The organism is Yoonia maritima (assembly GCF_002933395.1).
GTDB lineage: Bacteria > Pseudomonadota > Alphaproteobacteria > Rhodobacterales > Rhodobacteraceae > Yoonia > Yoonia maritima_A.
Map to the genome: position 1 here is coordinate 316,103 of NZ_PKFN01000009.1, position 24,252 is coordinate 340,354.

At 49.6% G+C, this 24,252-nt stretch carries 22 protein-coding genes; 15 read left to right on the forward strand and 7 right to left on the reverse strand.

Annotated features, from left to right (window positions below; genetic code table 11):
* The first annotated feature begins 2 nt into the window (after positions 1-2).
* The 6 genes from CYQ09_RS12745 to CYQ09_RS12770 are packed head-to-tail and all read left to right on the forward strand — an operon-like array spanning position 3 to position 5,593.
* Positions 3-1,292: a cytosine deaminase gene (locus tag CYQ09_RS12745; protein ID WP_106745771.1), complete on the forward strand. Its 1,290-nt coding sequence runs from the start codon at positions 3-5 to the stop codon at positions 1,290-1,292.
* Positions 1,289-2,692, forward strand: a complete 1,404-nt coding sequence (locus CYQ09_RS12750; RefSeq protein WP_106745772.1) for an FAD-binding oxidoreductase — start codon at positions 1,289-1,291, stop codon at positions 2,690-2,692. Before CYQ09_RS12745 ends, CYQ09_RS12750 begins: the two co-directional genes overlap by 4 nt.
* On the forward strand, positions 2,693-3,271 hold the full coding sequence (locus tag CYQ09_RS12755) for an NAD(P)H-dependent oxidoreductase (RefSeq protein ID WP_106745773.1): 579 nt from the start codon (positions 2,693-2,695) through the stop codon (positions 3,269-3,271).
* Positions 3,271-3,867, forward strand: a complete 597-nt coding sequence (locus tag CYQ09_RS12760) for an NAD(P)H-dependent oxidoreductase (protein WP_106745774.1) — start codon at positions 3,271-3,273, stop codon at positions 3,865-3,867. The genes CYQ09_RS12755 and CYQ09_RS12760 overlap by 1 nt, the downstream gene beginning before the upstream one ends.
* 23 nt (positions 3,868-3,890) lie before the next feature.
* Complete coding sequence (locus CYQ09_RS12765) at positions 3,891-4,814, forward strand: isopenicillin N synthase family dioxygenase (protein ID WP_106745775.1); 924 nt, start codon at positions 3,891-3,893, stop codon at positions 4,812-4,814.
* A complete protein-coding gene (locus tag CYQ09_RS12770) occupies positions 4,811-5,593 on the forward strand; it encodes a creatininase family protein (protein ID WP_106745776.1) in 783 nt (260 codons plus the stop codon). The genes CYQ09_RS12765 and CYQ09_RS12770 overlap by 4 nt, the downstream gene beginning before the upstream one ends.
* A 72-nt stretch (positions 5,594-5,665) precedes the next feature.
* Here the strand turns inward: CYQ09_RS12770 and CYQ09_RS12775 are convergent, their stop codons facing one another.
* From CYQ09_RS12775 to CYQ09_RS12800, 6 genes are all read right to left on the reverse strand, one after another.
* Positions 5,666-7,063: a phosphomannomutase gene (locus tag CYQ09_RS12775; protein ID WP_106745777.1), complete on the reverse strand. Its 1,398-nt coding sequence runs from the start codon at positions 7,061-7,063 to the stop codon at positions 5,666-5,668.
* Between the two features lie 147 nt (positions 7,064-7,210).
* Positions 7,211-7,948, reverse strand: a complete 738-nt coding sequence (locus tag CYQ09_RS12780; protein ID WP_106745778.1) for a WecB/TagA/CpsF family glycosyltransferase — start codon at positions 7,946-7,948, stop codon at positions 7,211-7,213.
* A 7-nt stretch (positions 7,949-7,955) separates the two neighbouring features.
* Positions 7,956-8,729, reverse strand: coding sequence for a GDSL-type esterase/lipase family protein (locus CYQ09_RS12785; RefSeq protein ID WP_162617671.1), 774 nt, complete (start codon positions 8,727-8,729; stop codon positions 7,956-7,958).
* 4 nt (positions 8,730-8,733) lie between these two features.
* A complete protein-coding gene (locus CYQ09_RS12790; protein ID WP_106745780.1) occupies positions 8,734-9,828 on the reverse strand; it encodes an acyltransferase family protein in 1,095 nt (364 codons plus the stop codon).
* 11 nt (positions 9,829-9,839) lie between these two features.
* A complete protein-coding gene (locus CYQ09_RS12795) occupies positions 9,840-11,489 on the reverse strand; it encodes a GMC oxidoreductase (RefSeq protein ID WP_106745781.1) in 1,650 nt (549 codons plus the stop codon).
* Complete coding sequence (locus CYQ09_RS12800) at positions 11,489-12,469, reverse strand: aldo/keto reductase (protein ID WP_162617672.1); 981 nt, start codon at positions 12,467-12,469, stop codon at positions 11,489-11,491. The genes CYQ09_RS12795 and CYQ09_RS12800 overlap by 1 nt, the downstream gene beginning before the upstream one ends.
* Positions 12,470-12,801: 332 nt before the next feature.
* Between CYQ09_RS12800 and CYQ09_RS12805 the strand changes: the two genes are divergently transcribed.
* From CYQ09_RS12805 to CYQ09_RS12815, 3 genes are read left to right on the forward strand one after another with little or no spacing between them, the layout of a single operon-like run.
* The gene (locus tag CYQ09_RS12805) at positions 12,802-13,875 is read left to right on the forward strand and encodes an acyltransferase family protein (RefSeq protein WP_106745783.1); all 1,074 of its coding nucleotides are present in this window, start codon (positions 12,802-12,804) and stop codon (positions 13,873-13,875) included.
* Positions 13,876-13,880: 5 nt separating this feature from the next.
* Positions 13,881-14,966, forward strand: a complete 1,086-nt coding sequence (locus CYQ09_RS12810) for an acyltransferase family protein (RefSeq protein ID WP_239495952.1) — start codon at positions 13,881-13,883, stop codon at positions 14,964-14,966.
* Between the two features lie 24 nt (positions 14,967-14,990).
* A complete protein-coding gene (locus CYQ09_RS12815; RefSeq protein ID WP_106745785.1) occupies positions 14,991-16,184 on the forward strand; it encodes a glycosyltransferase in 1,194 nt (397 codons plus the stop codon).
* A 46-nt stretch (positions 16,185-16,230) separates the two neighbouring features.
* On the opposite strand, the gene CYQ09_RS18560 is transcribed toward CYQ09_RS12815, so the two are convergent.
* Complete coding sequence (locus CYQ09_RS18560) at positions 16,231-16,365, reverse strand: hypothetical protein (RefSeq protein ID WP_275425368.1); 135 nt, start codon at positions 16,363-16,365, stop codon at positions 16,231-16,233.
* 331 nt (positions 16,366-16,696) lie between these two features.
* Here CYQ09_RS18560 and CYQ09_RS12820 point away from each other — a divergent pair, with 331 nt between their 5' ends.
* From CYQ09_RS12820 to CYQ09_RS12845, 6 genes are read left to right on the forward strand one after another with little or no spacing between them, the layout of a single operon-like run.
* Positions 16,697-18,127, forward strand: a complete 1,431-nt coding sequence (locus CYQ09_RS12820; protein WP_106745786.1) for a mannose-1-phosphate guanylyltransferase/mannose-6-phosphate isomerase — start codon at positions 16,697-16,699, stop codon at positions 18,125-18,127.
* A gap of 18 nt (positions 18,128-18,145) precedes the next feature.
* Entirely contained in the window at positions 18,146-19,312 is a 1,167-nt protein-coding gene (locus tag CYQ09_RS12825) for a nucleotide sugar dehydrogenase (protein WP_106745787.1), read from the forward strand.
* A gap of 12 nt (positions 19,313-19,324) precedes the next feature.
* Positions 19,325-20,335, forward strand: coding sequence for an NAD-dependent epimerase/dehydratase family protein (locus CYQ09_RS12830; protein ID WP_106745788.1), 1,011 nt, complete (start codon positions 19,325-19,327; stop codon positions 20,333-20,335).
* Positions 20,325-21,782 carry a hypothetical protein gene (locus tag CYQ09_RS12835; RefSeq protein ID WP_106745789.1) on the forward strand — a complete coding sequence of 486 codons (1,458 nt, stop codon included), beginning with the start codon at positions 20,325-20,327 and terminating at the stop codon, positions 21,780-21,782. The genes CYQ09_RS12830 and CYQ09_RS12835 overlap by 11 nt, the downstream gene beginning before the upstream one ends.
* Positions 21,779-23,089 (forward strand): O-antigen ligase family protein, encoded by a 1,311-nt coding sequence (locus CYQ09_RS12840; protein ID WP_106745790.1) that lies wholly within the window; start codon positions 21,779-21,781, stop codon positions 23,087-23,089. Before CYQ09_RS12835 ends, CYQ09_RS12840 begins: the two co-directional genes overlap by 4 nt.
* A complete protein-coding gene (locus tag CYQ09_RS12845) occupies positions 23,086-24,135 on the forward strand; it encodes an acyltransferase family protein (RefSeq protein ID WP_106745791.1) in 1,050 nt (349 codons plus the stop codon). The genes CYQ09_RS12840 and CYQ09_RS12845 overlap by 4 nt, the downstream gene beginning before the upstream one ends.
* Positions 24,136-24,252: the final 117 nt, after the last annotated feature.

Consider the following 24,252-nt stretch of genomic DNA (forward strand, 5'->3'; position numbering starts at 1 on the left):
ATATGGATTTTAAGACACTTCCCAAAGGGCAATTTACGTTGCGCAATGTGACAGTACCCGCATGTTTATTAGGACGAAACGGCTACCTAATCCACGTGGATATCGGTATTGATGACGGCAAAATAACGGCGGTTACTGATACTGTGGATCGCGCATTGCACCAAGAAACTGTCGACATGCAAGGGGCGATGATTTTGCCTGCCTTTGTCGATGCGCACACCCATTTGGACAAAGGTCACATCTGGCCACGTGCAAGCAACCCTGACGGGTCGTTCTGGAGCGCGAAAGACACGGTCATGGCGGATCACGCCAATTGGACCGCCGATGATGTTTTCGCGCGTGCCGATTTTTCACTGCGCTGTGCCTATGCGCATGGGACCCGTGCGGTGCGTACCCATCTGGATTGCCCTCCGGATCAAGACGAAATTTCGTGGCCAGTATTATCTGCTTTGCGGGAAAAATGGGCCGGAAAAATCGCGCTACAAGGTGCAAGCCTATCTACCAGCATCGTTGCTGACATTGATGGTCGTTTTTTGCGCACGGCCGATCTGGTCCAAGAACACAAAGGCGTTTTGGGCATGGTTACCTTGCCGATGGACGGGCTTGATCTGTTCTTGCGCAAGTTCTTTACCATTGCTGGTGAACGCGGGCTTGATGTGGATTTTCACGTTGATGAAACGATGGATCATTCGGTCGAGACATTGCGCGATATTTGTGCCGCAAAGCAGGCGACAGGATATACTGGGCGCGTTCTGGTTGGGCATCTGTGTTCACTATCGACCCAAAACGAAGCCCGCGCATTAGACACGCTAGACAAGGTGGCTGACGCCGGTCTGGACGTTGTCAGTCTACCCATGTGCAACATGTATTTGCAGGACCGTCATGCCGGGCGTACGCCGCGCAATCGCGGCGTCACGCTTGTTCATGAAATGAAGGCGCGCGGTATTTCTGTCAGCTTTGCGTCGGATAACACTCGTGATCCGTTTTATGCCTATGGCGATTTGGACATGATTGAGGTTCTGCGCGAAGCCACACGTATTGCCCACCTTGACCATAGCGGACCCGATTGGATCAAATCCTTTAGCGCCACGCCCGCACTGGCCTGTGGGTTTGACGTGGCTGGCCTGACTGTTGGTGCGCCTGCGGACCTTGTGGTGTGCCGCGCGCGCAGTTGGACCGAATTTATGGCGCGCCCTCAATCCGACCGCATCGTGTTGCGTGACGGCGTGCAAATCGACCGGACGTTACCGGATTATTCTGAACTTGATCACTTGTTTAAGGCTACGACATGACCCCCAATATGACGGCCGCAAAAGCGGCGCTTTCACACCTTGATGTCGAAGAAAACCCACACGCTATTCGCACCGCATCGCGTGATTTCTTTTGGTATTCTCCGGTGCTGAAGGCGCGGATGGATCATCTATTGGCAGATTTCGTGGTGCGCCCGCGCAACGAGGCCGAGGTAATCGAAATTCTTAAGGTGTGTTACGAACATGACGTCCCAGTTACGACACGTGGTGCAGGTACTGGGAACTACGGTCAGGCGATGCCAATGCGCGGCGGCTGTGTCATGCATCTGGTACACATGAACCAAGTCACATCCTGCGAACCGGGCCGTGTTGTTGTGCAGCCGGGGTGCTTGCTAAAAGACCTAGATGCCCATTGTATTGCACATTGCGGCCATGAGTTGCGGATGTTTTCATCAACCTGGGCCACGGCGACCGTGGGCGGGTTTGTTGCCGGTGGGTCTGGTGGGGTTGGTTCGGTCACTTGGGGGCAGCTGCGTGATTTGGGCAATATTATCCGCCTACGGGTTGTCACGATGGAGGCAGAACCACGGGTTCTTGAATTCCGCGGAGAAGAGCTCGCGCGGGTGTCACATGCGTATGGTACAAACGGTATTATTACCGAGCTCGAACTACCATTAGCGCCTGCGTATGATTGGGTGCATTGCTTTGTCGCGACCAAAGACTTTGCCGCAGCCATGGAGTGTGCCGAAGGATTAGCGAACGAAGATGGGGTGCTGCTTAAGATCGCTTCAGTCTACGAAGCACCTGTGGCCAAGTCGTATTTCCAACGTGTTTCTCCACATGTGGCCGAAGATGACGCGCTGGTAGGGTTGATGGTTGCCCCACAAAGCATGGATGCCTTGGTGACGTTTTTGACCCGCCGCCCAGAGCTGTCGTTGATCTATCGTTCTGACGATACGGATTGGCCGCGCAATCCCGGTTTGGTCTTTGAATATGGCTGGAACCACACCACGCTGCGTGCGCTGAAATTTGATCCTAGCATTACATATTTGCAGGTGCGCTATGCCTATCCCGATCATCACGCCTTGATCGAAGAAATGCGCGCGGCTTTCCCAGGGGAAGTCTTGCAACATCTCGAAGCGATCCGCGTGAATGGAAAAGTGTCGTTTGCGGGTTTGTCGCTGGTCAAATTTACGACCGAAGAACGCCTAGATGAAATTATCCGTATTCACGAAAACGCAGGCGCGCAAATCTTCAACCCACACCGCTATACATTGGAAGAAGGGGGGCGCCAGCATTCTGACCAACGCCAGTTGTCTTTCAAAAAAGAGGCCGATCCAAAGGGGCTTTTGAACCCGGGAAAAATGATTTCATTCGACACACCAGATTGGGATTACGCTAAAATATACGACTACCCATCCATGACACCAAAGGAGGCATAGATGCGTGTTTTAGTTTTATTTGCCCATCCTTGCCCAGAGAGTTTTAACGCGGCGGTGCACAATGTTGTAGTTGAAACGTTGGAAACCAAAGGTTGGGACGTTGATGATTGTGATTTGAATGCAGAGGATTTTTATCCTGTCCTTTCGGAACTAGAGCGCCGTGAATATCACGATACGCCAAGCAACATTGATAAAGTGCGCCCCTATGTCGAACGACTGCAGGCCGCTGATGCGATGGTCATGGTGTTTCCTGTATGGAACTTTGGATATCCTGCGATCCTCAAGGGATTCATTGATCGGGTCTTTCTGCCCGGTGTCAGCTTTCATTTGGCTGATGGTGGTATCCGACCGGGGCTGACAAACATTAAAAAATTTGCTGCCTGCACGACATATGGCGGTACGCGGTTTCGGGCGTTTTTGAACGGTGATCCACCGCGTAAATGCGTCACGCGCCATATTTGGTATGCCTGCGGTATGCCAAAGAAACGGTATATCCCGCTGTACGATATGAACAACAATCAAACGCCAGCGCTTGAAGCGCACCTTGACCGCGTACGCCGCGAGATGGAGGCGTTTTGATGAAGGCGCTTGTTGTTTATTGCCACCCACGCGTGGAAAGTTTTAATCATGCCATCAAAGATACGGTCATTGCGCGGCTGACGCATGCGGGGGCCGAAATTCGGTTACTGGACCTTTATGCAGACGGCTTTGACCCACGCATGACGGCACAGGGACTAGAGTTTATCGAAGATAAAACGCTAAACCGCGTCGGGATCGAAGATCATTGTGCAGCGATTGAATGGTGCGACACGATCATCTTTGTCTACCCAACATGGTGGTACGGTTTGCCGGCTGTTTTGAAAGGTTGGTTGGACCGGGTATTGGTCTCGGGCGTTGCGTTTCAAATGCCGCCCCCCGAAGGCGGGGATATCATTCCGAACCTGACGCATATTAAACGGTTCGGGGTTTATACGACCTGCGGTGCCAGTTGGTGGCTCACACGGTTTATCGGTGCTCCTGGGCGCCGCACATTGATGCGCGGTGTCCGTCTGCTTTTTGCAAAACGGTGCCGCACCAGTTTTGCCGCACATTACCTGATGGACAGTTCAACCGACGCCAGCCGCAAGGCGCATCTGGCGCGTGTTGCGCGCAAAGTTGATCGGCTTGTTGCATGATCGCATATTGGAAAGGCTAGAAAATGGTTCCGATTTTAGACTGGAATGAATTCACCAGCGCGCCCGATGCTTTTACCGCAAAATTGGGCCCGATTTGTCGTGACCATGGTTTTTTCGTGATCAAGAACCACCCGTTATCGTCATCGTTAATCAATGATATGTTCGCACAGGGCGACATATTTTTCGCACTGCCTGACGCGGAAAAGAAACCGCTGTCTATTGGCCTTAATCCACACAATCGTGGATGGGCGGCGCAAGGTACGGAAAGCCTTGATGAAACGTCAGGGCAGATGGATCAAAAGCAGGCTTTTAACATTGGTTATGACCTTGCTGCGGATGATCCACGCATAATTGCCGCTGAGCCATTTCGCGGCGTGAATGTCTGGCCCGATTTGCCTGGCTTTCGTGATACGGCCTTGGCGTATTTCGACGCGGCTTTAGCAATGGGGATTCAATTACATCAGGCTTTTGCAGCAGATTTAAACTTGCCGCCCGACTATTTTGATCGCCATTTTGATGCTCCCATGGCGACGTTGCGTTTGTTGTCGTATCCCAAAGGGAATGCCGAACAGGATGCCACCATCGCGGCAGGTGCACATACCGATTACGGGTCGATTACCTTGCTGATGACGGATGGTGCACCGGGGTTACAGGTGCGGCCACGCGGGCAAGATTGGATGGATGTTCCCCAAGTGGACGGGGCCATGATCGTTAATATCGGTGACTGTTTGATGCGTTGGAGCAACCGCGTCTACGTCTCGACCCCGCACCGGGTACTTGCGCCGCCGCGCCCGCGACGGTCAATCGCGTTCTTTTTAGACCCAAATCCTGACAGCGTGATCAAGGCCCTGCCCGGAACAGGTGACCCACACTATCCCCCAATCACGGCCGCCGATTATCTGCGCGCGCGTTTGGATGCGACATATATTGCGAAGGAACCATCATGAGAAACCTCGATTGGGCTGATCGGTGCGCCCCTGATTTCAAAGCCATTGATCCGCAAACGGCCATCGCTATTTTGCCAACGGCTGCGATTGAACAGCATGGGCCACATCTGCCCGTTGGCACGGATACGATGATCATGCAGGGCATGCTTGATGAATTTCGTGCGCAATGCCCTGATGATCTTGATCCGTGGATTTTGCCAATTCAGGCGGTTGGAAAGTCAAACGAACATCTGTGGGCGCGTGGCACATTGACTTTGACAGCCGCGACGGCCTTGGCTGCTTGGACGGAAATTGGCCTATCTGTCGCGCGTGCAGGGTTCAAAAAAATTGTTATCGTCAATAGTCACGGGGGAAATCTGGATCTTATTTCTATTTTGTCACGCGAATTGCGTGTTCAGGCGGGAATGCTTGCGGTGAAATGCCAATGGGGCAGTTTTGGTCATCCAGAAGGCATGTATAGCGCGCATGAACTGGCTTATGGCATCCATGGCGGGGATGTTGAGACATCTTTGATGCTGGCTATGCGTCCCGAATGTGTTGATATGTCGGGTGCTAAGAATTTTGTTTCAAATGCTGAAACCGATGTGATCCCGCCGACAGGGTCGATTAGCCGAGGCTGGATCGCGTCTGATCTCAACCCAGATGGTACGGTTGGAGACGCATCTATCGCAACCGATCAGAAAGGTATTGAGACGCGGAAGCATCAAGTGGAAGGATTTATCAATCTTTTGCGCAGCGTGCAATCTGCCGCACTGCCACGGGAGAGTGCTTTGCCTTGATTGTATTTAGCCTGCTGGCCAAGGGCAATTTTTAGATCGGCACAGGCTGTTGAAGGATATGAAACACCGTTCTTAGGGGGAGTTTGTAATATGGGGTGTTACGGCGTTTTTGACTTGGGCCATAACCTCCTGAGCGCGTGTTTCAGAGTCCGATTGAGTATAAATACGAAACTCTGGTGCATTCCCCGATGGTCGCAAATGAATGACATCCCCGGTTGCAAGATTTGCGCGAAAGCCGTCGGTTAAATCTATTGATTCAATCTGACCGAATGGCCTGAAAAAGGCGGTGCGCTCTGGATTTTTTTCAACCAGCCGAGACAGGAATGTAACGGCCTTCGTACGGTTAATGTTTTGAATCCGGTCGGCAGCAGTAAAGCAAGGCGGTAAATCTGCGACGAGCTGCGATAGGCTTTGTTTTGAACTCTTTGCGGCATATAATGGCGCGATTATCGGGAGCATACTATCACGTGTGATCAGAGGGGGGAGGGGGCCTTTGATTAAGGCCTCAAATCCAAGAAGGAAGCCGCCGTTGGGTTCAAATCCGACAACATTGGGGTGATCATGATGTATGGCATCCATTCCTGCGATCACAAAGGGAGACCCAATGCGCGACAAATGCACCGCGTCGAAGTCTGATAAACGGCGCACCATGTCGTTTGACGATACTGGGGTGACCACGGCTTTCGCCTTGAGAACACGTGCAGTTAGTACTCCGAGGACGTCACCCAGAACCACTTTTCCAGTTGCATCCGTCAACATCGGCCGGTCAGCGTCACCATCTGTCGAAACCACCGCGTCTAGCGCATGATCGCGACACCATTTGGTGAGTTGGGTACGCGTTTGGATATCAACGGCTTCGGTATCGACAGGTATAAAGATGTCGGAATGCGCGAGGGGGATGATCTTTGCGCCAAGCGCCTTGAGTATTGTCTCCATCGTGTCGCGCGCAACGGATGAATGGCGATAGACGCCCAAGCGAAGCCCCGACAGAGCTGAATTACCAAAAGCGCGAATATACCGTCTGGTGTAAAATAATTCCGCGTCTGTGTTTACTGTATAGCTTCCAGCGGCCCCTTCATATCGCGTGCGCGCGGCATATGCTTTGCTAATTTCGGCTTCGTCAGTTTTAGAAATTTCGCCCTCTGGACGATAAAATTTAAGTCCGTTGCGATCTGCGGGAATATGGCTCCCTGTGACCATAATTGCCGCGGCACCGGCTGTCATCGCAGATAGCGCAAGGGCCGGGGTGCCAATGGCACCACAATCGACCACATCAACGCCAGCGCTGTCGGCAACTAAGCAAATTGTTCTCGCGATGTGGGGCGATGACGGGCGCAAATCTCGGGCTACGTAAATCGTGTTACAATCGCACAGGGTGCTGAGAAACGCATGAACGTAGTCAGAAACAAGTTCATCCGTTAGTTCAGTGACAAGTCCGCGTAGGCCGCTGGTGCCAAAAGAGGGGGGCATAGAAGAGCCTTTCATCAGGTGCAAATATTGCTAAGGCAGAAAGGGTTTGCCATCGCTGTCACAACTTTATGGTATTGATGCGTTGAGAGATTGGATAGGCTAAACCTGATCGGCGCAGATGTTTCTACATGCGTCAGGAGGATCAAATTAGCGTTCCAATTTCCAAAATAGTCGAAAAATAAGCGGTCCTTCGATGAGGTAACGCCGTGCAAGCCGACGCGGGTTGCTTATCAAGCGATAAAGCCATTCCGATTTGAACTTTCGAAAGATTGCGGGTGCGCGTTTTTGCCGTCCGGTTAGGAAATCAATACTGGCTCCGGCACAAATTGATACACCATGTGCGCAGCCTGCTTTCCCCAAATCATAGGATAGATATTCTTGTTTTGGGAATGAAATACAGCACAATAATACATCAAACGGGCGCGCCTTTAGGTCCGATAGAACGCTTTTCCAGTCATCGTCGCCGCGGATGAGGCGGGGGGCAGATGGGACAAATTCTAGTTTGAGATGAGGAAAGCGTTCTTTGAGTAGGGCGAAGTCTTGGGGGGATGGTCCTACGACTGCAATACGCAATTCTGGGGCTCGGGGATGGTGGAGTAATGCGGCGACAATATCGGAACCCGGCGTAGCTGGCAGTGTTTTTCGTGCCAGCTTGGCTAATGTCTCTAAAATACGACTGTCATTGATCATGAACGCGGCCGATTTATAGACGTCTTGATCTATACCACCAGTATGAAATTTATTTATGTGATCAACATTAGGTGTCACGATGAAGCCATACTTGGGTAGCTTGCTGCACTTAATAATTTGATCGATAATTTCGTTTAGGGACATAGAGAGGAATGGTAATCCCATAAATTGAATAGTGTTCCTGTCAGGGGGCATTGGGATCTCACTCTGTCAAAAGGGGCGCAAGTGCGGTGTTTAAAACGTCGTAACCTGGGGCTTCTATATGAAGTAAATCGTCCCTGTAATTTTCGCACGGGCTGGGCGCGCGTCCTTCACTACGGCGCGTTTCGAACCATGCATCTGGAAATACATCGATGCCGCAGGTGATTGCGTCATCAACATTTAAGAGAGTTAGAGGCGCATCGGTGATAGCGCGCAATCGCTCAAATGTAGGTAAACGTGTCTCTGCGTAGGAGGAAAAATTGACACCGCGCGGCAGAGTTTCAATGACGATTATATCCGCATTGGGCCAATAGGTATCAATCCGTTCTACGATTACTTTGATACCTTCAGCGATGCCGCAAGCTGGCTCGCGATCGCCAAGATTGTTGGTGCCAATCATAAGTACAACTTTTTGAGGTGCGTATTGTGACATATCCATCATGTTGAGGCGCCAAATTACTTGTTGTGTGCGATCTCCTCCAACGCCCAGATTCAAGATGCGCTGAGGGGCGACCATCTGTTCCAGTGGTTCCATGACCCAGCCGTCAACAATCGAATCCCCAAACAGAATGATCTCTGCATCTTTAGGTTCACGCATGACCTTGCTGCGGCCGCGCGTTATAAGAACTGACTTATATGGCCGCATGGGTAGGGTTGCTTGTAGAACTGCATCAACAGGACATACCTCTGTTGTGGTGTCTTGTGCCTGCACCGGTTCTGAAAAATATGCGACTGCTGTTAACAAGCAGATGATAGCAGCTAAGATTCGTTGCATGGTGTTATTCCTTGTTTTCGTCATGGGAGGTATTCGTGTGGCCGCTCATGTCCTTGCGAAGGCGGGCGCACGGGGCTTCGACAAAGTAGTAGACGCTTTGAGCGAAAATGAGACTCAGGGCTAATGCCAGTAGGGCGATCTGTAATGGCCCTAGAAGATGGCTAAACCAATACTCGAGCCCATTTATGATGACGTTGTGCGCGAGATACAAAACGTAAGACAAACGCCCGATCCAACGTAGAACCGCAGTGTTAAGCCAACCGAACAGTTTTAAATCTGCGCGTTCGACAGAGAAAAAGAAGAGTGGCAGCAGAGCTATCCCTTGAAGCGAGTAGCGGAGCGTGTCGCGAAAGAAGGTGCTTTGGATGCAAAATGACATAACAAGCAGGCCTAGGGCGCTACCTGTAATTAAGAGGATAAAGGGGGTTGGTAGCGCTCTAAGCGAGTAAAATGTGCGGCCTGGCGATGCAAAAAAAGCTAGGATGCAACCAAATAACATACTGTCAAATCGTGTATCTGTAGAAAGATAAATCGCTTCACTGCTTGAATTGAACACAAGAACGCGGACGACACGCCAGATTAAGATAGCAGCTATCGCGCACAATACCCAAGATATCGAAAACTTGCGTGTTTGCAGGGCAATGAAGACAAAGGGCCATACGAAATAAAAATGTTCTTCGATGGCCAGTGACCACAAAATCCCCAGCCCTTCCACCGAACTTCCTGTTGGGAAGTAAATTGCGTAGTAATTTGAAAAAAAGAAGGCCTGAGCGAAGATCGCTCCAACATTCAAATTTCCTTCGAGAATGCCTACGTATGCCAACAATAATGCGACTAAGAACGTCACTAGGAATGGTGGAAAAATACGCATTGCGCGTCGTTCGTAGAATGCTCGAATTGAAATGCACCCGAATTTGGCATGTTCGCGAAGTAAAAGCCGGGTGATGAGGTAGCCCGATAGAAAGAAAAATGTTGTAACCCCAAAGCCGCCTGGCACCACATGCCCAAGACCCGCATGAGCGACAAACACGACTGAGATAGCGAGTGCTCTAATTCCATCTAAACCCGAAATGTATCCTCTATCAATCTGAGCAACCATCGGGCGTTATCCTACTGCGTATTTTGGTCAGCCAAGTGGTCTGCAAGGCGGCAGGCAAGGCTTACAAGTGTGAAGGTTGGATTGCATTGGCCTGAACTTGGAAAGGTCGCGGAACTGCAGAGATAAAGGTTTGTAGTGCCAAACACCTTTAGGTTTTCGTCGACGCAACCAGTGTCTGGTGAGCTTGCCATGCGGGCAGTTCCGATCTGGTGGGTGCCATGGGCAGCCAATTTAAGGATCGCGTCGGGGGTTTCGTCTTTGGGGTGATGAAAGCGAAGATACCCAAGTTCGTTTGCGCGCAGCCATGTATCTAGATCAAGATGCGCACGCATTACGGCTTCGGCATCCTTGCGAGAAAACTGCAAGTCAATGTTAAGCTTGGGACGGCCTAGAGCGTCTTGTTTTTTTGCGAGAGTGAAGCCATTACTTTGGCTTGGGCTTTGTTCACTGTGATATGATAATCCATAAACGCGGCCTTTATTGCGAAGAAAAAAACCAGGTAGCCGAATTTTGTCAAAATAGCGTCGTTTGAAAAAGAACGGTAAAAATAGCACGGCTCGGGGGATACCCAAAATGACATTGCGAATATGAGGGAAAATCGCAGTACCTTCAGGGATGTGTCGTTTTCGAATTGCTTCGGCGACTAAAAGCCGCCCAATTGGCCCGATACGAAAGGCTAAAAAGACCATTGATAATATCGCGTCACGGTGACTGGAATCTGCGATTGGTGGCACTACAGGCCAAAACGAAATATTGGGTAGCGCATTGGCGATCTGCTGTGCGTCATTTGGGACTAATCTGTGCCTAACGTAGCTGCCATATGTGTCGATATGAAAATCAAATGCTTCGTCTAATTCAGGTGAGGCGAGATGCAAATCGGCTACCTCACCGATGATGTGGCCCATGTAGTAGCGTCCGAGCGCACCCGCGATCCCGCCAGCAATCATCGGCGATTTCTTTTGGAAAATAAGAAGAGTACGGGTGCTTTCAACACCCCCGCAGGCAAGGGTGACCCGTTCGACTGGCAGCACATGTTCAGCCCCAGCAAGGGATTTAAGTTCGAGATGCGTCAGCCGATCGCCATCAAATTGGGCCCCCGTGACGGTGCAATCAAATACAATGCTTAGAAAGGGGGTTGTGGCAATCTCATCTGCGTGTGCCTTTTGCAGTTTGGGAACGTTGGAAAACCTCTCTAACCTATCTGTTTTAAAGCGTGTGTCAGACAAATTGAGCCCATCGATAGGCTTTGAAAATTCAGGTGCCCCGCATTGAAGGAGTGCAGCCGCGCGGGACGCATATTGGCAGAGTTCCGTCCGGGGGATCGGCCAGTTTATATCCGCAAAGCTTCTTTCGGGGGTAAAGTCTATTGGGTCCATTGGTTGGCAGCGCGCTCCCCAGTAATTTGAGGTACCTCCAAATTCGCGACATGTGGCGATGCGCATGTCATCGTGGCGATCTAGATCAATCGTTTCTGCCGCCGCGAGATCTTGGTGTCGGGCAGATTTTCGTTCCATCCCAGATTCGAGCACTAAAACTGATCGGCCTTTACGGCAGAGTTCTAGTGCAAGAGACAGGCCTGCATGACCTGAGCCGACGATGATATCCCTAGGTATCTCTTGAACCGGCAATCGCGCGAGTTGCTTGAAGCTAATGTTCTGCATTAGCGCCCTGAACCTATATTACAGGTGCTCTCGATGAGCTGTAAAATATCCCGTGAAAGAGGAGGGGCTTGTACGGCTTCAAGGTTCGATGCGAGATGTTTTTGCGAGAACATCGACATCAAAACGATGCTGTGGGGGTTTAGCGAAAAGGCGCGCCGAAGGAGAGTTTTGGCAGCCATGTCGGATGCTGATCCTTCAATGCCGATGGCGTTGATAGCGTGACGTAGTTGTGGATTTGCGTTAATTCCATTCGTGAGTAATTCACATGCGCCCCCCACACCCAGCACAGAGTGCACCACGGTATCAAACGGCCGATTTACTTCATGCGCCAGTTTGTGAACCACACCACCCGATCCCGGTGGGTCGGCGAGCTGAGCAAAGGAAAACGGGGGCATCGGGGCAGTTAGGCCATGCCTGCACGCGTTGTAAGATCCTGCGATTGATAATGCCCTTACTTTACCTTGTTCTTTTAGGCGCATTAATACGTCGCAAATGTCGTCACGACGTGTGTCTTCTGGGGCTGGATCGTGCAACGCGAAGACATCTACATAGTCGGTCCCCAATGCGGCCAAAGACTGGTCTAATGACGTGACAAGAAGTTCAGGGGATAGTGCAACGTGTACGTTTCGGGTCGCCCTCGATTTCCTGAACTGTTTACGCAGTCCTTTGGCCATAGCCGCGGCAGGACGCGCAAGCGAATAAGCCAATTTGACCACGCCATTGCGTGCAGGTGGCGCAAGCCCGACCTTAGTGCAAATAAAGGCTTGGTGGCGTTTTCCCTTGAGAAAATGGCCTAGAATTTTTTCGGCCTCGCCAGCGCCATAAGCCGGGGCGACATCAAACCAGCGGACGCCGTTATCATACGCGAGCGCGAGCGCCGTTTGTCCACGGTTTGGAGAAATTCGAGAACCCAAAGAGGCACATCCCATTCCGAGGGGAAGCGTATCCTTCATGATCTCTTCTAATAAGGCTTTATGCAAAATATGCGCTCCTGAAAGCGTTTTTATGGGGGTATTTAATAGCAGATTGCCTAATTTTATAAAGGTCTTGTTTGCTGTTCCTGTATTATAAAACTATTTTAGGGTGTGTATTTACTGTCGGGGTTGAAAATTGATGGAATAGCTTGCAATGTGTCATATATTGGCCGTTGGGCCGGTGATTTGCAATGTGAAATAAGTAATTGAATAATATTATGTGAATTGACTTAACAGGGTGGGTTTGCATCTTTTGTAAAGGGCGATTTTGCGGTGACGTATATCTGCTCTCTTTCGTGTCTCGATAGTGTTGCGTAATTTAACATGAGGATGAATTAGTGGCAGACGTGACGGTGCCTCGGGGTGGGCTGCATTCAATTCAACATCTTCGCGCTGTCGCTGCCGTTGCCGTGGTTTTTTTGCATGTTGGTCTGATCCAAAAGTTTCCGATTGCGGCGTCATGGCCAGACCAGTTCGCTTCTGGCGTTGATGTGTTTTTCGTCATCAGTGGTTTTATAATGTGGATGACCACAGTTAATGGCGCGGTGACGCCGTTACACTTCTTATTGAACCGGATACGTCGGATTCTTCCTCTTTACTGGGGTGTAACTTTTTTTGCGGTGGCTGTTTCATTCGTTTCACCACGTTTAATGCAAAGTACGATCATAGAAGAGCGACATTTGATTGCGTCGCTACTCTTCATTCCAAGCACTCACCCGATCTACCCAGAGTCCATACGGCCAGTGATAGGTGCAGGATGGACCTTGAACTATGAAATGATGTTCTACGTCATTTTTTCATTGTGTTTGATGTTTGCGAATACATATCGGAGATTTTTGGCAACGATTGTGGCACTTTTTGTTCTTGTTTTGAGCAGGATTTTTGCAGCCGAAACCGACATAGTTTGGTGGTTTTTTTCGTCTCCGATTGTCTTGGAGTTCGCATCAGGGGTCATGGTTGGAGTGTTTTTTCAAAAGTCACGATTGTTAGGAGCTAGGACCGCATTGATTGGCCTCTTGGCAGGGGCAGTGATTATTGTGATATCTTCCGGAATGGAGAAGTCGGACTATGGCCGTTTTCTGTTTTGGGGGCTGCCGTCTACACTCATCGTGTGGTGCGCGGTATCGTTGGAGATGGCCGGCGTGTGGCCGAAAATCCATCTTGCTCGGCGACTTGGTGATGCCTCTTATTCTATTTACCTTGTGCACGGCATTGTTCTTTCTGCTTGTGCGACATTATGGATTAAATTGAATTTTCCGTCTTCAGCGCTGGCTTTGCTTTTATTTGCCAGCATTGCAATTTTGGCTTCGATTGCAGGAGGTTTGCTTGTCTATCGGATGTACGAAAAACCTATGGATCGGTTGTTGAGGTATTTAACACGCCGCAGCAAACCAGTGGTAACCAGAGCGTGATTGGTATGCGACATGAGGAAAAACAAACATTTGTCTATATTCAGTATTTAAGGGGGATCGCCGCTCTTGCAGTCGTGGTCTTCCATCTGGAAACTTCGATGCGGCGGCTAGGATACGAAGGCGACTGGCCCACTAGTTTGGCTGCTGGAGTGGACGTATTTTTTGTAATTTCAGGATTCATAATGTGGCTGACAGCGGGCGACCGTGATGTTCGCCCGTTACGTTTTATTATAAATCGCATCCGTCGTATCGTGCCACTGTATTGGGCTGTCACATTGTTTATGGCACTGGTCTTGCTTGTCGCTCCTTCTCTATTGAATAGCGCGGCGCTAGATCCCAAACATTTGTTAGCATCCTTGTTTTTTTGGCCCTCAGCTCACCCGGTTCTTGAGGGGCAGTATCTGCCACTTTTGGTGCCAGGCTGGACGTTGAATTTTGAAATGTTCTTTTATGCGATTTTTGGGCTGGTGCTGTTCTTGCCCGCGCAGCTGCGATTGCAAGCCGTCGCTTTTTCATTGGGTATCGTAATCCTATTACCAGTTTTATTTCCGAAGTTACCGCCTGAACTCCAATTTTTTGGAGCTCCGTTGATTATGGAGTTCGTGGTGGGGATGGTGCTGGGGAAGTATTACCATCACTTGAAAGCGGCAGGCGTCAGGATTGGCATTCTGGTTTTAGCTGTTGGCTTACTTTTCATTATTGTTTTAGGCGGCTCAGACGGGGCTGATCAGGGCTGGGCGCGCCTTGTGTTCCGAGGTGGGGGCGCTGGCCTCGTGGTCGTCGGCGCCGTGGTTTTAGATACGCAAAACTTATCAGCTAAAAGTCGGTTTTTACATCTGATTGGGGATGCTTCTTATTCCATTTATCTGGTGCACGGCATTATTCTCTCCGCTTGCACAACATTTTGGATAAAGGCTCATCTGCCGACGTTCGGCGTCGTTGTTCAAACGGTTTTTGCTTTGAGTGCAATGTTAATGTGTTTGTTTACGGGCGTGTTTGTGTACAGATTTTTCGAGAAACCGACAGATAAATTACTGCGGCGCTGGTTGCAGGGTGGGGCGGCGCAGAATGCTGGTTTGTTTGTTAAGTAATTATAACGAAATGGATATTTTGAAATGAATAAATGTAAGGTGGCACTTTTTAATAGCGCGGATCCACGTGGATTGAAGGTCGGAGGCATCGAGACGTATACACGCGATTACATACAGTTTCACCCCGATGACATGGAGGTTCTATTTATTGGTCCTGATGAAGTCGGGGACCTGGAAATCGATACAATTAACGAGATTGAATTTAGGGGGCGTCGCCTCAAATTTCTACCGGTGAGCCAATTGGATGACAGTACCAACAAGGTGCCACAGTCTATTTCTGAATCGGAGACATTTCAATTTTTTAGAATATTTTGGAAGAAGCGAAAGCTGTTGAAGAAAATATTGAAAGGCGGCGGGTACTCGGCCGAAATTCGTCGTGTCGAATATGCGCCGATTTTGTGGTGGATTGGTGTGCCGGTGTTTTCGATGGTTCATATTTGGGGGGATAAATCCAAACCAATGAGCGGTATTATTGGAAAACACCACCGCATCCGCGCGTTGACGGAATATATCGGTGCCGCATTGAGTGAGAAATTCTATAGCGTAAACCCGGATTTTACCGAGATGTATGCTGAGAAATACTGGCCGTTTGGACGAAAATTCGACACGCTGACGACTTGGGCGAATACAGAAATGTTCTCTCCTAAGCCCTTTCGCAATGAAGGGCCGATCCGGTTGCTTTTTGCAGGAAGGACAGATGATTTTAAACGTCATGATATCATGATGCGTGTGATGGCAAAGGTGCGCGCGTCAGGGCAAGATATCGAATATCATTATATTGGTGACGGCGATTTGACTGAATATGAAGAGTTTGCTTCAATACAGGATGTGACCACTTTACATGGACGAAAGCCTGCGGCGGAAGTGTGTGAAATCATGTCTGATTGCGATATTGGTTTGTTAACCTCTGAGTTTGAGGGCATGCCACGTTTCGTGATCGAATGTGTGGCGTCGGGACGGCCAGTTGTAGCGCTTCTCCTCCCTCAACTTGAAAATATGTTTTCCACGGGTGTTGCCGGGAAGTTGATTGAGCGCGGCGACGATCAAGAGGATCGTATGGCGGTCGCCATTGTGCAGTTGGCAAAAGATATCCGTGCTGGAAATATCAACCCTGACCTGGTTGGGCTTGCCGCCGATAGTTACAAGCCACGAAAGCTACTTAATAAAATATGGAATGATCATCGTCGGTTGGCTAATATTCCCGAACAGGTTGTATAGCTTGGGGGCGTAGGTGTGGCGCTAGTGGATTGCGCAACGCCTGTCTCTATGTGTCAGCAATGGATAGAAAATAAGGGCCATCAAGCGCCATGCGTGATTGTTCGCAGTTGTGCTTTGATCCGGAACCGACTGACACTGGCAAAAGTCGGATCGCACCAACAAGCCGCGCGACTTGAAACATCGTTGTTCGTTTTAGATGCGCCTAGCTTCCTAGGCGCCCGTCTAGCTCATTTTACTTTGTTGCTTTCATGGTCGGCTCGCGACAGCATTCAATTCTTTGTCGCCATGTTGACTGGCACCGTGTTAGCGCAAATATTCACATCCCATATTGTAGTAATGCCATATTGATTAAATAATTTATTACCTTAGGATGATCTTTGTGTTGAAGGGGTATTGCTCAGCAGATATGAAGTGTTGTGTATTGGGGCGTTACGCGTCAGACGTTCGTTATTTATTTTATTTAATCGCAATAAAAATTAAATTTTAATACGCAAGGAAAAGGTGTATTTTGTATGATTTCTCCAGTCATTCTTTGCGGTGGGTCTGGAACGCGGCTTTGGCCCCTTTCTCGTCGCTCCTATCCGAAACAGTTCGTTCCGCTTATTGGTGAGGAAACTCTTTTTCAGGCTTCGGCGAAACGAATGAGTGGCACAACGGATCAGGTGTCATTCTCAGCCCCAACCATCTTAACGGGCTCAGACTTTCGGTTTATCGTTGTTGAACAATTGGATGGGGTCAATATAGATCCTGGCGCAATCATCATTGAACCAGAAGGCCGGAATACAGCCCCTGCGATACTCGCAGCTGCACTTCATTTGGTTGCGTCAGATCCTGAAACAATCATGCTGGTCGCTCCTTCTGATCATGTAGTACCCGATACTAAAGCATTTCATAAAGCTATCGAAAAAGGACTTGAGGCGGTCGCGGAAGGTAAGCTTGTTACCTTTGGAATCAAGCCGGCACACGCCGAGACCGCGTACGGGTATCTTGAGTTGACGAAGCAACCCAACGTCTCTGGGGCGGCAGTGGACTTAAAGCAATTTGTTGAAAAGCCTGATGCGGTGCGCGCGACTGAGATGGTCAGCGCTGGGACATTTATGTGGAACGCCGGTATTTTCCTTTTCAAAGCAAAAGATATCATTGCGGCATTTCAAAACTATGCGCCGAATTTAGCAGCCCCAGTTTCTGCGGCAATCGAAGGGGCTAAAACCGATCTCGGATTTTTGCGTTTAGATCCTGAACCTTGGCTTCAGGCGGAAGACATATCGATTGATTACGCTATTATGGAGCGGGCAACAAATTTGGCTGTGGTACCGTTCGAAGGTGGATGGTCCGATCTTGGGGCGTGGGATGCCGTCTGGCGCGAGGCAGGACCTAATTCAAGTGGTGTTGTAACTTCGGGCGATGCGACAGCAATTGAGTGTAAAAATAGCCTTTTGCGGTCGGATAGCGAACATCTTGAAGTCGTGGGGATCGGTTTGGATAACATTATGGCCATTGCGATGAATGATGCGGTGTTGATTGCGGATATGTCGCGTGGCCAGGATATTAACAAAGCAGTTGCTGCGCTGAAGGCCAAAGGCGCAACCCAAGCGACAACATTCCCTAAAGATCACCGTCCGTGGGGGTGGTTCGAAAGCCTTGTTATTGGTGGCCGTTTCCAAGTGAAGCGCATCCATGTTCATCCAGGCGCTGCACTCAGCCTGCAAAGCCACTTTCATCGTTCTGAGCATTGGATTGTCGTGGAGGGCACAGCCCGCGTGACTGTCGACGATGAAGTTAAACTCCTCACTGAAAACCAATCGGTTTACGTGCCGCTTGGCTCGGTCCACCGTATGGAAAATCCTGGCAAAGTGCCCATGGTGCTAATCGAAGTGCAAACAGGCTCTTATGTTGGAGAAGACGACATCATCCGTTATGAGGACGTCTATTCTCGTGGCTAAGGTATAAAAGGATCATTCATGAAAATTGCAGTTGCTGGTATTGGTTATGTTGGCTTGTCTAATGCCGTTTTGCTAGCGCAGAGCCACGACGTAGTCGCCGTCGATATTTCAGAGCGGCGGGTCGAGCAACTGAACGCACGTCAAAGCCCAATCGTGGATGCCGAACTTGAAGAGTTTTTGGCGAATAAACCACTTCGCTTGTCGGCAACGACAGACGGGGCTTCGGCTTATGCAGGGGCGGATTTTGTCATTGTCGCGACCCCGACGAATTATGACGCAGATACGAATTATTTCGATACGTCGAGTGTGGAAAACGTGATCAAGTCGATTATAGCTGTCAACAAAACGGCTACCATCGTGGTGAAGTCCACTATCCCGGTGGGATTCACACGACGGATCAGAGGCGAACTCGACACTGATCAGCTGATTTTCAGTCCCGAATTTTTACGCGAAGGCCGTGCGCTATACGACAATTTATATCCCTCTCGGATCATCGTCGGCGAACAATCAGAGCGCGCGCGCGCTTTTGCTGATCTATTACTGGAAGGGGCAATTAAAAAAGACGTCGAAATCCTGTTTACTGATGCGGATGAGGCGGAGGCGATTAAGCTATTTGCCAACACTTATCTTGCTATGCGGGTGGCGTTTTTTAATGAACTAGACAGCTACGCAATAGCGGGGGGGATGAATTCACGCCAAATCATTCAAGGGATTGGTTTGGACCCGCGTATTGGATCGCATTACAATAACCCAAGCTTTGGATATGGCGGCTATTGCTTGCCAAAAGATACCAAACAGCTACTGGCCAACTACTCTGAGGTACCACAGAACCTTATTCGTGCCATTGTAGACGCTAACCGCACACGCAAAGATTTCCTTGCCGACCAAATTATAGCCAAGTCGCCGAAAGTTGTCGGTATCTATCGTTTGGTCATGAAGGCGGGTTCTGACAATTTTCGCCAATCCTCGATTCAAGGCATCATGAAGCGTATCAAAGCGAAAGGTATAGCCGTCGTTGTCTATGAACCTGTCATGACTGACCCAGACTTTTTTGGCTCGCCCGTGATCCGCGACTTGGAAGCCTTCAAGGCGCAGTCTGACGTGATTGTGGCAAACCGCGTCACTGATGATATCTCTGATGTGATAGAAAAAACATACACGCGCGATTTATTCGGCGCTGACTAAGGAACCCCATCTATGCCAACAGCTCTTGTTACCGGTGCTGCCGGGTTTATCGGCTCTTTCGTTTGCCGCAGGCTTTTAGAAGACGGTTACCGCGTAGTCGGCTTAGATTGCATGTCAGACTACTACGATGTTGCTCTTAAAGAACGGCGTGAAGATACGCTTCTGACCTATGAGAATTACCGCTCTGTTCATGATAAGGTCGAAACACCAGGGCTTTTGATGTCACTGTTCGAGGCGGAAAAACCCAATGTTGTGGTTCATCTCGCGGCACAAGCAGGTGTGCGATATTCGATTGAAAACCCGCGCTCTTATCTTGAAAGTAACATCGTGGGGACGTTTGAATTATTGGAGTCTGCACGGGCATTCCCTCCTCAACATATGCTTTTGGCGTCGACATCATCGGCCTATGGCGCGAACGAAGACATGCCGTATTGCGAGACGGATAAAGCCGATCATCAAATGTCGTTTTACGCAGCCACAAAAAAATCAATGGAAAGCATAGCGCACTCTTATGCCCATTTGTTTGACTTGCCCATCACGATGTTCCGCTTTTTTACCGTTTATGGCCCGTGGGGGCGCCCTGACATGGCCCTGTTTAAATTTACCAAAGCTATCCTCGAAAATGCGCCGATAGATGTCTACAATCACGGCGACATGAAACGAGATTTTACCTATGTGGAAGATCTCGTGCATGCTATTCGGTTGCTAATAGATGCTGCGCCAGTACGACCGGCGGATGGCAAGGTGGAGGAAGGCGATAGCCTGTCCCCAGTTGCACCTTTTCGCGTCGTAAATATCGGTAATAATGACGCCGTCCAACTGGTCGATTTCATCGCGGAAATTGAAAAGGCGACGGGAAAATCCGCCGAACGCAACCTTATGGCAATGCAAGCTGGCGATGTTCCAGCCACATGGGCGAATGCCGACCTTTTGAAAAAGCTTACTGGGTATACTCCGAAAACAGCCGTTCCAGAAGGTGTTGCTAATTTCGTTAGATGGTTTCGACAGTATTATGACACATAAGACCGTTCGGGGGGGGCAATCCGTAGCGCGTACAAATGTGATCGTCGTATTGGCGATGCTTCTATCAAGCATGGCAGGTTTTGCGATTGCGTTAAGCATGCCGTGGATACTGTCGACAACCGAATACACGCGGTTCGTTACAATATGGGCGACGGGCCAGTTCGTCGCAAGTCTTGCCTTCGAGTGGATGCGGTTTGGGGTTATACGCTTTGCCAATACCGCACAAGTCGAGGAAATGCATGAACGACGCGCCTTGTTGCTTCGTCTTTACCTCATTGTTAGCGCATTCCTGCTGATGGGGGGGGCTCTCAGTTGGGGGCTCTTGAGTGGGCGTTTCGATTTGGTGGATGAATTGTTTCTGGTGGCACTGTTTGCCGTCTCAAATGGTGTGTTTGACGGGTTTCAAGGTCTTCAACGTGCGGAGCTGCGGAATGCGGCTTTTTCTTCTGCTCGGGTCATTCGCACCTTTAGTGGGTTTTTCTTAGCGATTTTGTTCGGGGCGCTCTGGGGCTCGGCTGGGGCTGTTTTGATAGGGCTCGCTTTGTCATTCCCTGTCACGATTGCTGTCGTGCATTTTGGGGCTCGGAATCCCATGCCGTCTTGGCCCAACGTCAAAATACAAGGGGCTACGTTTCGCTTTCTCGCGTTGTTCGGCCTAGCGGCTGCTGCTGGTACGAACCTTACGATGCTTGCACCGGCTATGCAGCGCCTTATTGCTGTTCGTGCCTTTGGCTTGGAAAATAGTGCAGGAATCGCACTTGGGTTTGATCTGTCCCAAAAGGCGATTGCGCTTACGGGCTTGGCCATCAACGTGGTGGTGATGCAAAAATCAATACACAGTGCAGAATTCGGTGACACAAAGCAGCAAAAACAGCAACTAAGCTTACAAATATCGGGAACCTTTGCTGTCGTCGTTCCCGCCGCGGTTGGATTTTATATTGTGTCACCGGATATAGCAAAGTTGTTGGTTCCGGGTCCGTTGGTGGCCTCATTTCAGGCTATTATATTGGCTGCAACGCTTACGGCTGGTCTGTTGGCGATCAGAATGTTTTCTATCGATCCGATTTTTTTAGTAAAAAAACGACCTCAATTTGGGCTTATTGGTCCATTCTTTACTGTATTGTCTTTGGTTTTGATTTGGCTTTATCCCCCCGACGAGCTGGTCACATTTGGTTGGGTCATGGTTGGGGCGGCAAGCATTGGTGTAGTCGCAGCCTGTATTGCGGTGTCTATGATCGAAAGCGTTCAGTGGCCGATCAACGATTTGGTGAAAATCACACTAGGAAGTGCTATTATGTATCTGCTCACGACACTCCTTATATCTGAACAAGGCGTTCTTCCCCTGATCGGCAAATTTGCCATTGCTGTTTTCAGCTATGTCGCGGTCGCGATCGTTCTCAATACGATAGGGGTGCGTGATACGCTTGCAACGTGGCGAACAACATGACCGACACATCCCCAGCGTCTTATCCTATGGTTTTACCGCTGGCGCGTGTCGAGAAATCGGGGATCATTGGTAAAGCCATTTTATCCCTTATTTTACTTACGATGTTCGGAGTTTTTCAACGTCCCTTGGGGGGCGGGCAAATTGAAGGCTCGATGACGGGGGTGGTCATTCAAAACAGCAATGTGCTGTTTCAATTATTTAGTCTTTCATTGATCGGTTTAATTGGATTGTTAGCATTGGCGCGGTTGCGATTTTTCACACTGCCATCCGGCGCGATCCCTTCGGTACTCATAACTGGCTTGGCCATTTTGTCAGCAGGTTGGAGCCCTTTACACGGCTCAACCATGTCAGCCGCAATCGCCTTGGCGGGAACGACGCTCATGGCTTTGTATGTCTATGCGTACTACTCTTGGATGGACTTCATTCAGGTCCTTAAAGGCGTCGCTGCCTTGCTGGTCTGGGGAACCGCGTTGCTGGCCATTTTCGCGCCAAGCTATGCATACCATTCCACAAATGAGTTTTTCAGTATGCATGCCGGGCTTTTAAGAGGCTTTTATTCCCATAAGAACTCTCTCGGGGCAATGCTTAGCCTAAGCATTATTGCGCTTTATACACTGACACCAAAGGTGCAGCGCGGGTGGCGGTTCTGGGCTACTATTTTCGTCGGTGTCTGGCTAATTTCAATAACGGGCTCCGCGAAATCGCTTGTGGCGGTCCCGATGGCGCTTTTTATACCGATTGTCGTGCTCTCTGCGGCGTCGGGTTCGGCACGGCTTTCTATTATACTATTTTCTCTTTGCCTGATTATGGCACTGTTCATCAGCGGTCTTGTTGGTGACATGACCGCGGCGACACTCGCTGCCTTGGATCGTGATCCAACGATGTCAGGACGAACCCTCATTTGGCAAACGGCTATTGATTACACGTTTAAGGCAGGACATTGGGTATTTGGTGGGGGCTATTCCACAGCTTGGTCTGCCGGGTTAGGTGAATACAGCCAACAGCAAATTGGCTTTAATGCGGGGCATCCGCATAACGGATTTATAAAGCTGTTTATTGAACTCGGGGCTGTTGGGCTTGGGCTTGGTATACTTCAACTCGGTGTAGCACTTTTTGGCGCTCTCGCGGTTGATGGCCGATTAAATAAATGTGCAGGATCACCGCAGTATTTTGCGCTTGGATTCATAGTGTTACTTGTCACTAACAATTTTGCGGCTTCTAGCTTTGTGAAATATTTAGACATATATTGGTTTTTATTTGTACTTTTGCCAGCGGTCACGACCTGGTCCAATCGGGACAAAAAATGACACAATCTGGGCAAAGGCTGTTAGTTTTAGATGGCTTTCGCGCCATCGCAATTATTTCAGTTCTATTTTACCACTATTTTCAGCGATTTCCCAATTACTATCCTTACGGAGCAAGCTTGTTCCAATGGAGCCATGAAGGATATGTGGGCGTTCATTTTTTCTTTATAATTTCAGGGTTTGTCATTGCCTTGACGCTAGAGAAAACAACAAGTTGGATGTCGTTTTTTCTTAGGAGAGTTTTTCGCCTTTTGCCGCCACTCACCATAGCTGCACTGGTTTCTTACTTTGTTATTTGGGGTCTGGGCCGTAACCTAACGCCAGAAATTTCGCGTCAGCCATTGGATTTTATTCCATCGTTAACCATGACCAGTCCCTCGTTATGGCGTTGGCTGGATCCGTCTATAACTTACATCGATGGGGCGTATTGGTCGCTCTATGCAGAGGTCCGTTTCTATCTCATTGCCGCAGCAATATATTATTGTGCGCCTCGTCGGATTACTCTTGATTATATATTGGTCGCGCTTTCATTATTTGCGGCGATTGGACAGCTTTCCCAGTTTTCAGCGGGTATAAGGACGATTACTGAACATCTTCTCATCGCGCCATACCTTCACTATTTTGCCGCAGGGACGCTGTTCTTTCGCGTCTGGCGAGGAACGGGTCAGATTACGGTCTGGATTTGTATCTTAGTGATGCTCCTCACTGCAATTTTTAGTTCGTCCTCACCCGAAGCGCGTATGATTGACGTTATCATGTTCACTGGATTTGCTTTGCTGGTGAAGCAGCCAAAGGTATTGATGCCTTTGACCTTTGCTCCGCTCGTCTGGATCGGTCAGATTAGCTATTCGATCTATTTGCTTCACCAAATGATCGGGGTGATTTTGATTGCGCATATTCCTATTAATTGGCCAATCTGGGGGCAACTTTTGTCTGTAGGTGTGGTCACCGCACTGATCGTCACGCTCAGTGCGGCTTTACACAGCAACGTCGAAAAACAAAGCACAGCTATGGCCCGAAAAGTTGAGGGCTGGATAGCCTCTAAATAGCTTTAAAAGCTGCGTTTTCGGGGCATGCTGGTCATCGTTATGCCATGGCCGATCAGACCCAGCGGACGCTTATTAAGGATGTAGGGGCGTTCGATGCCTATGAAAAAGGGGGGCGGT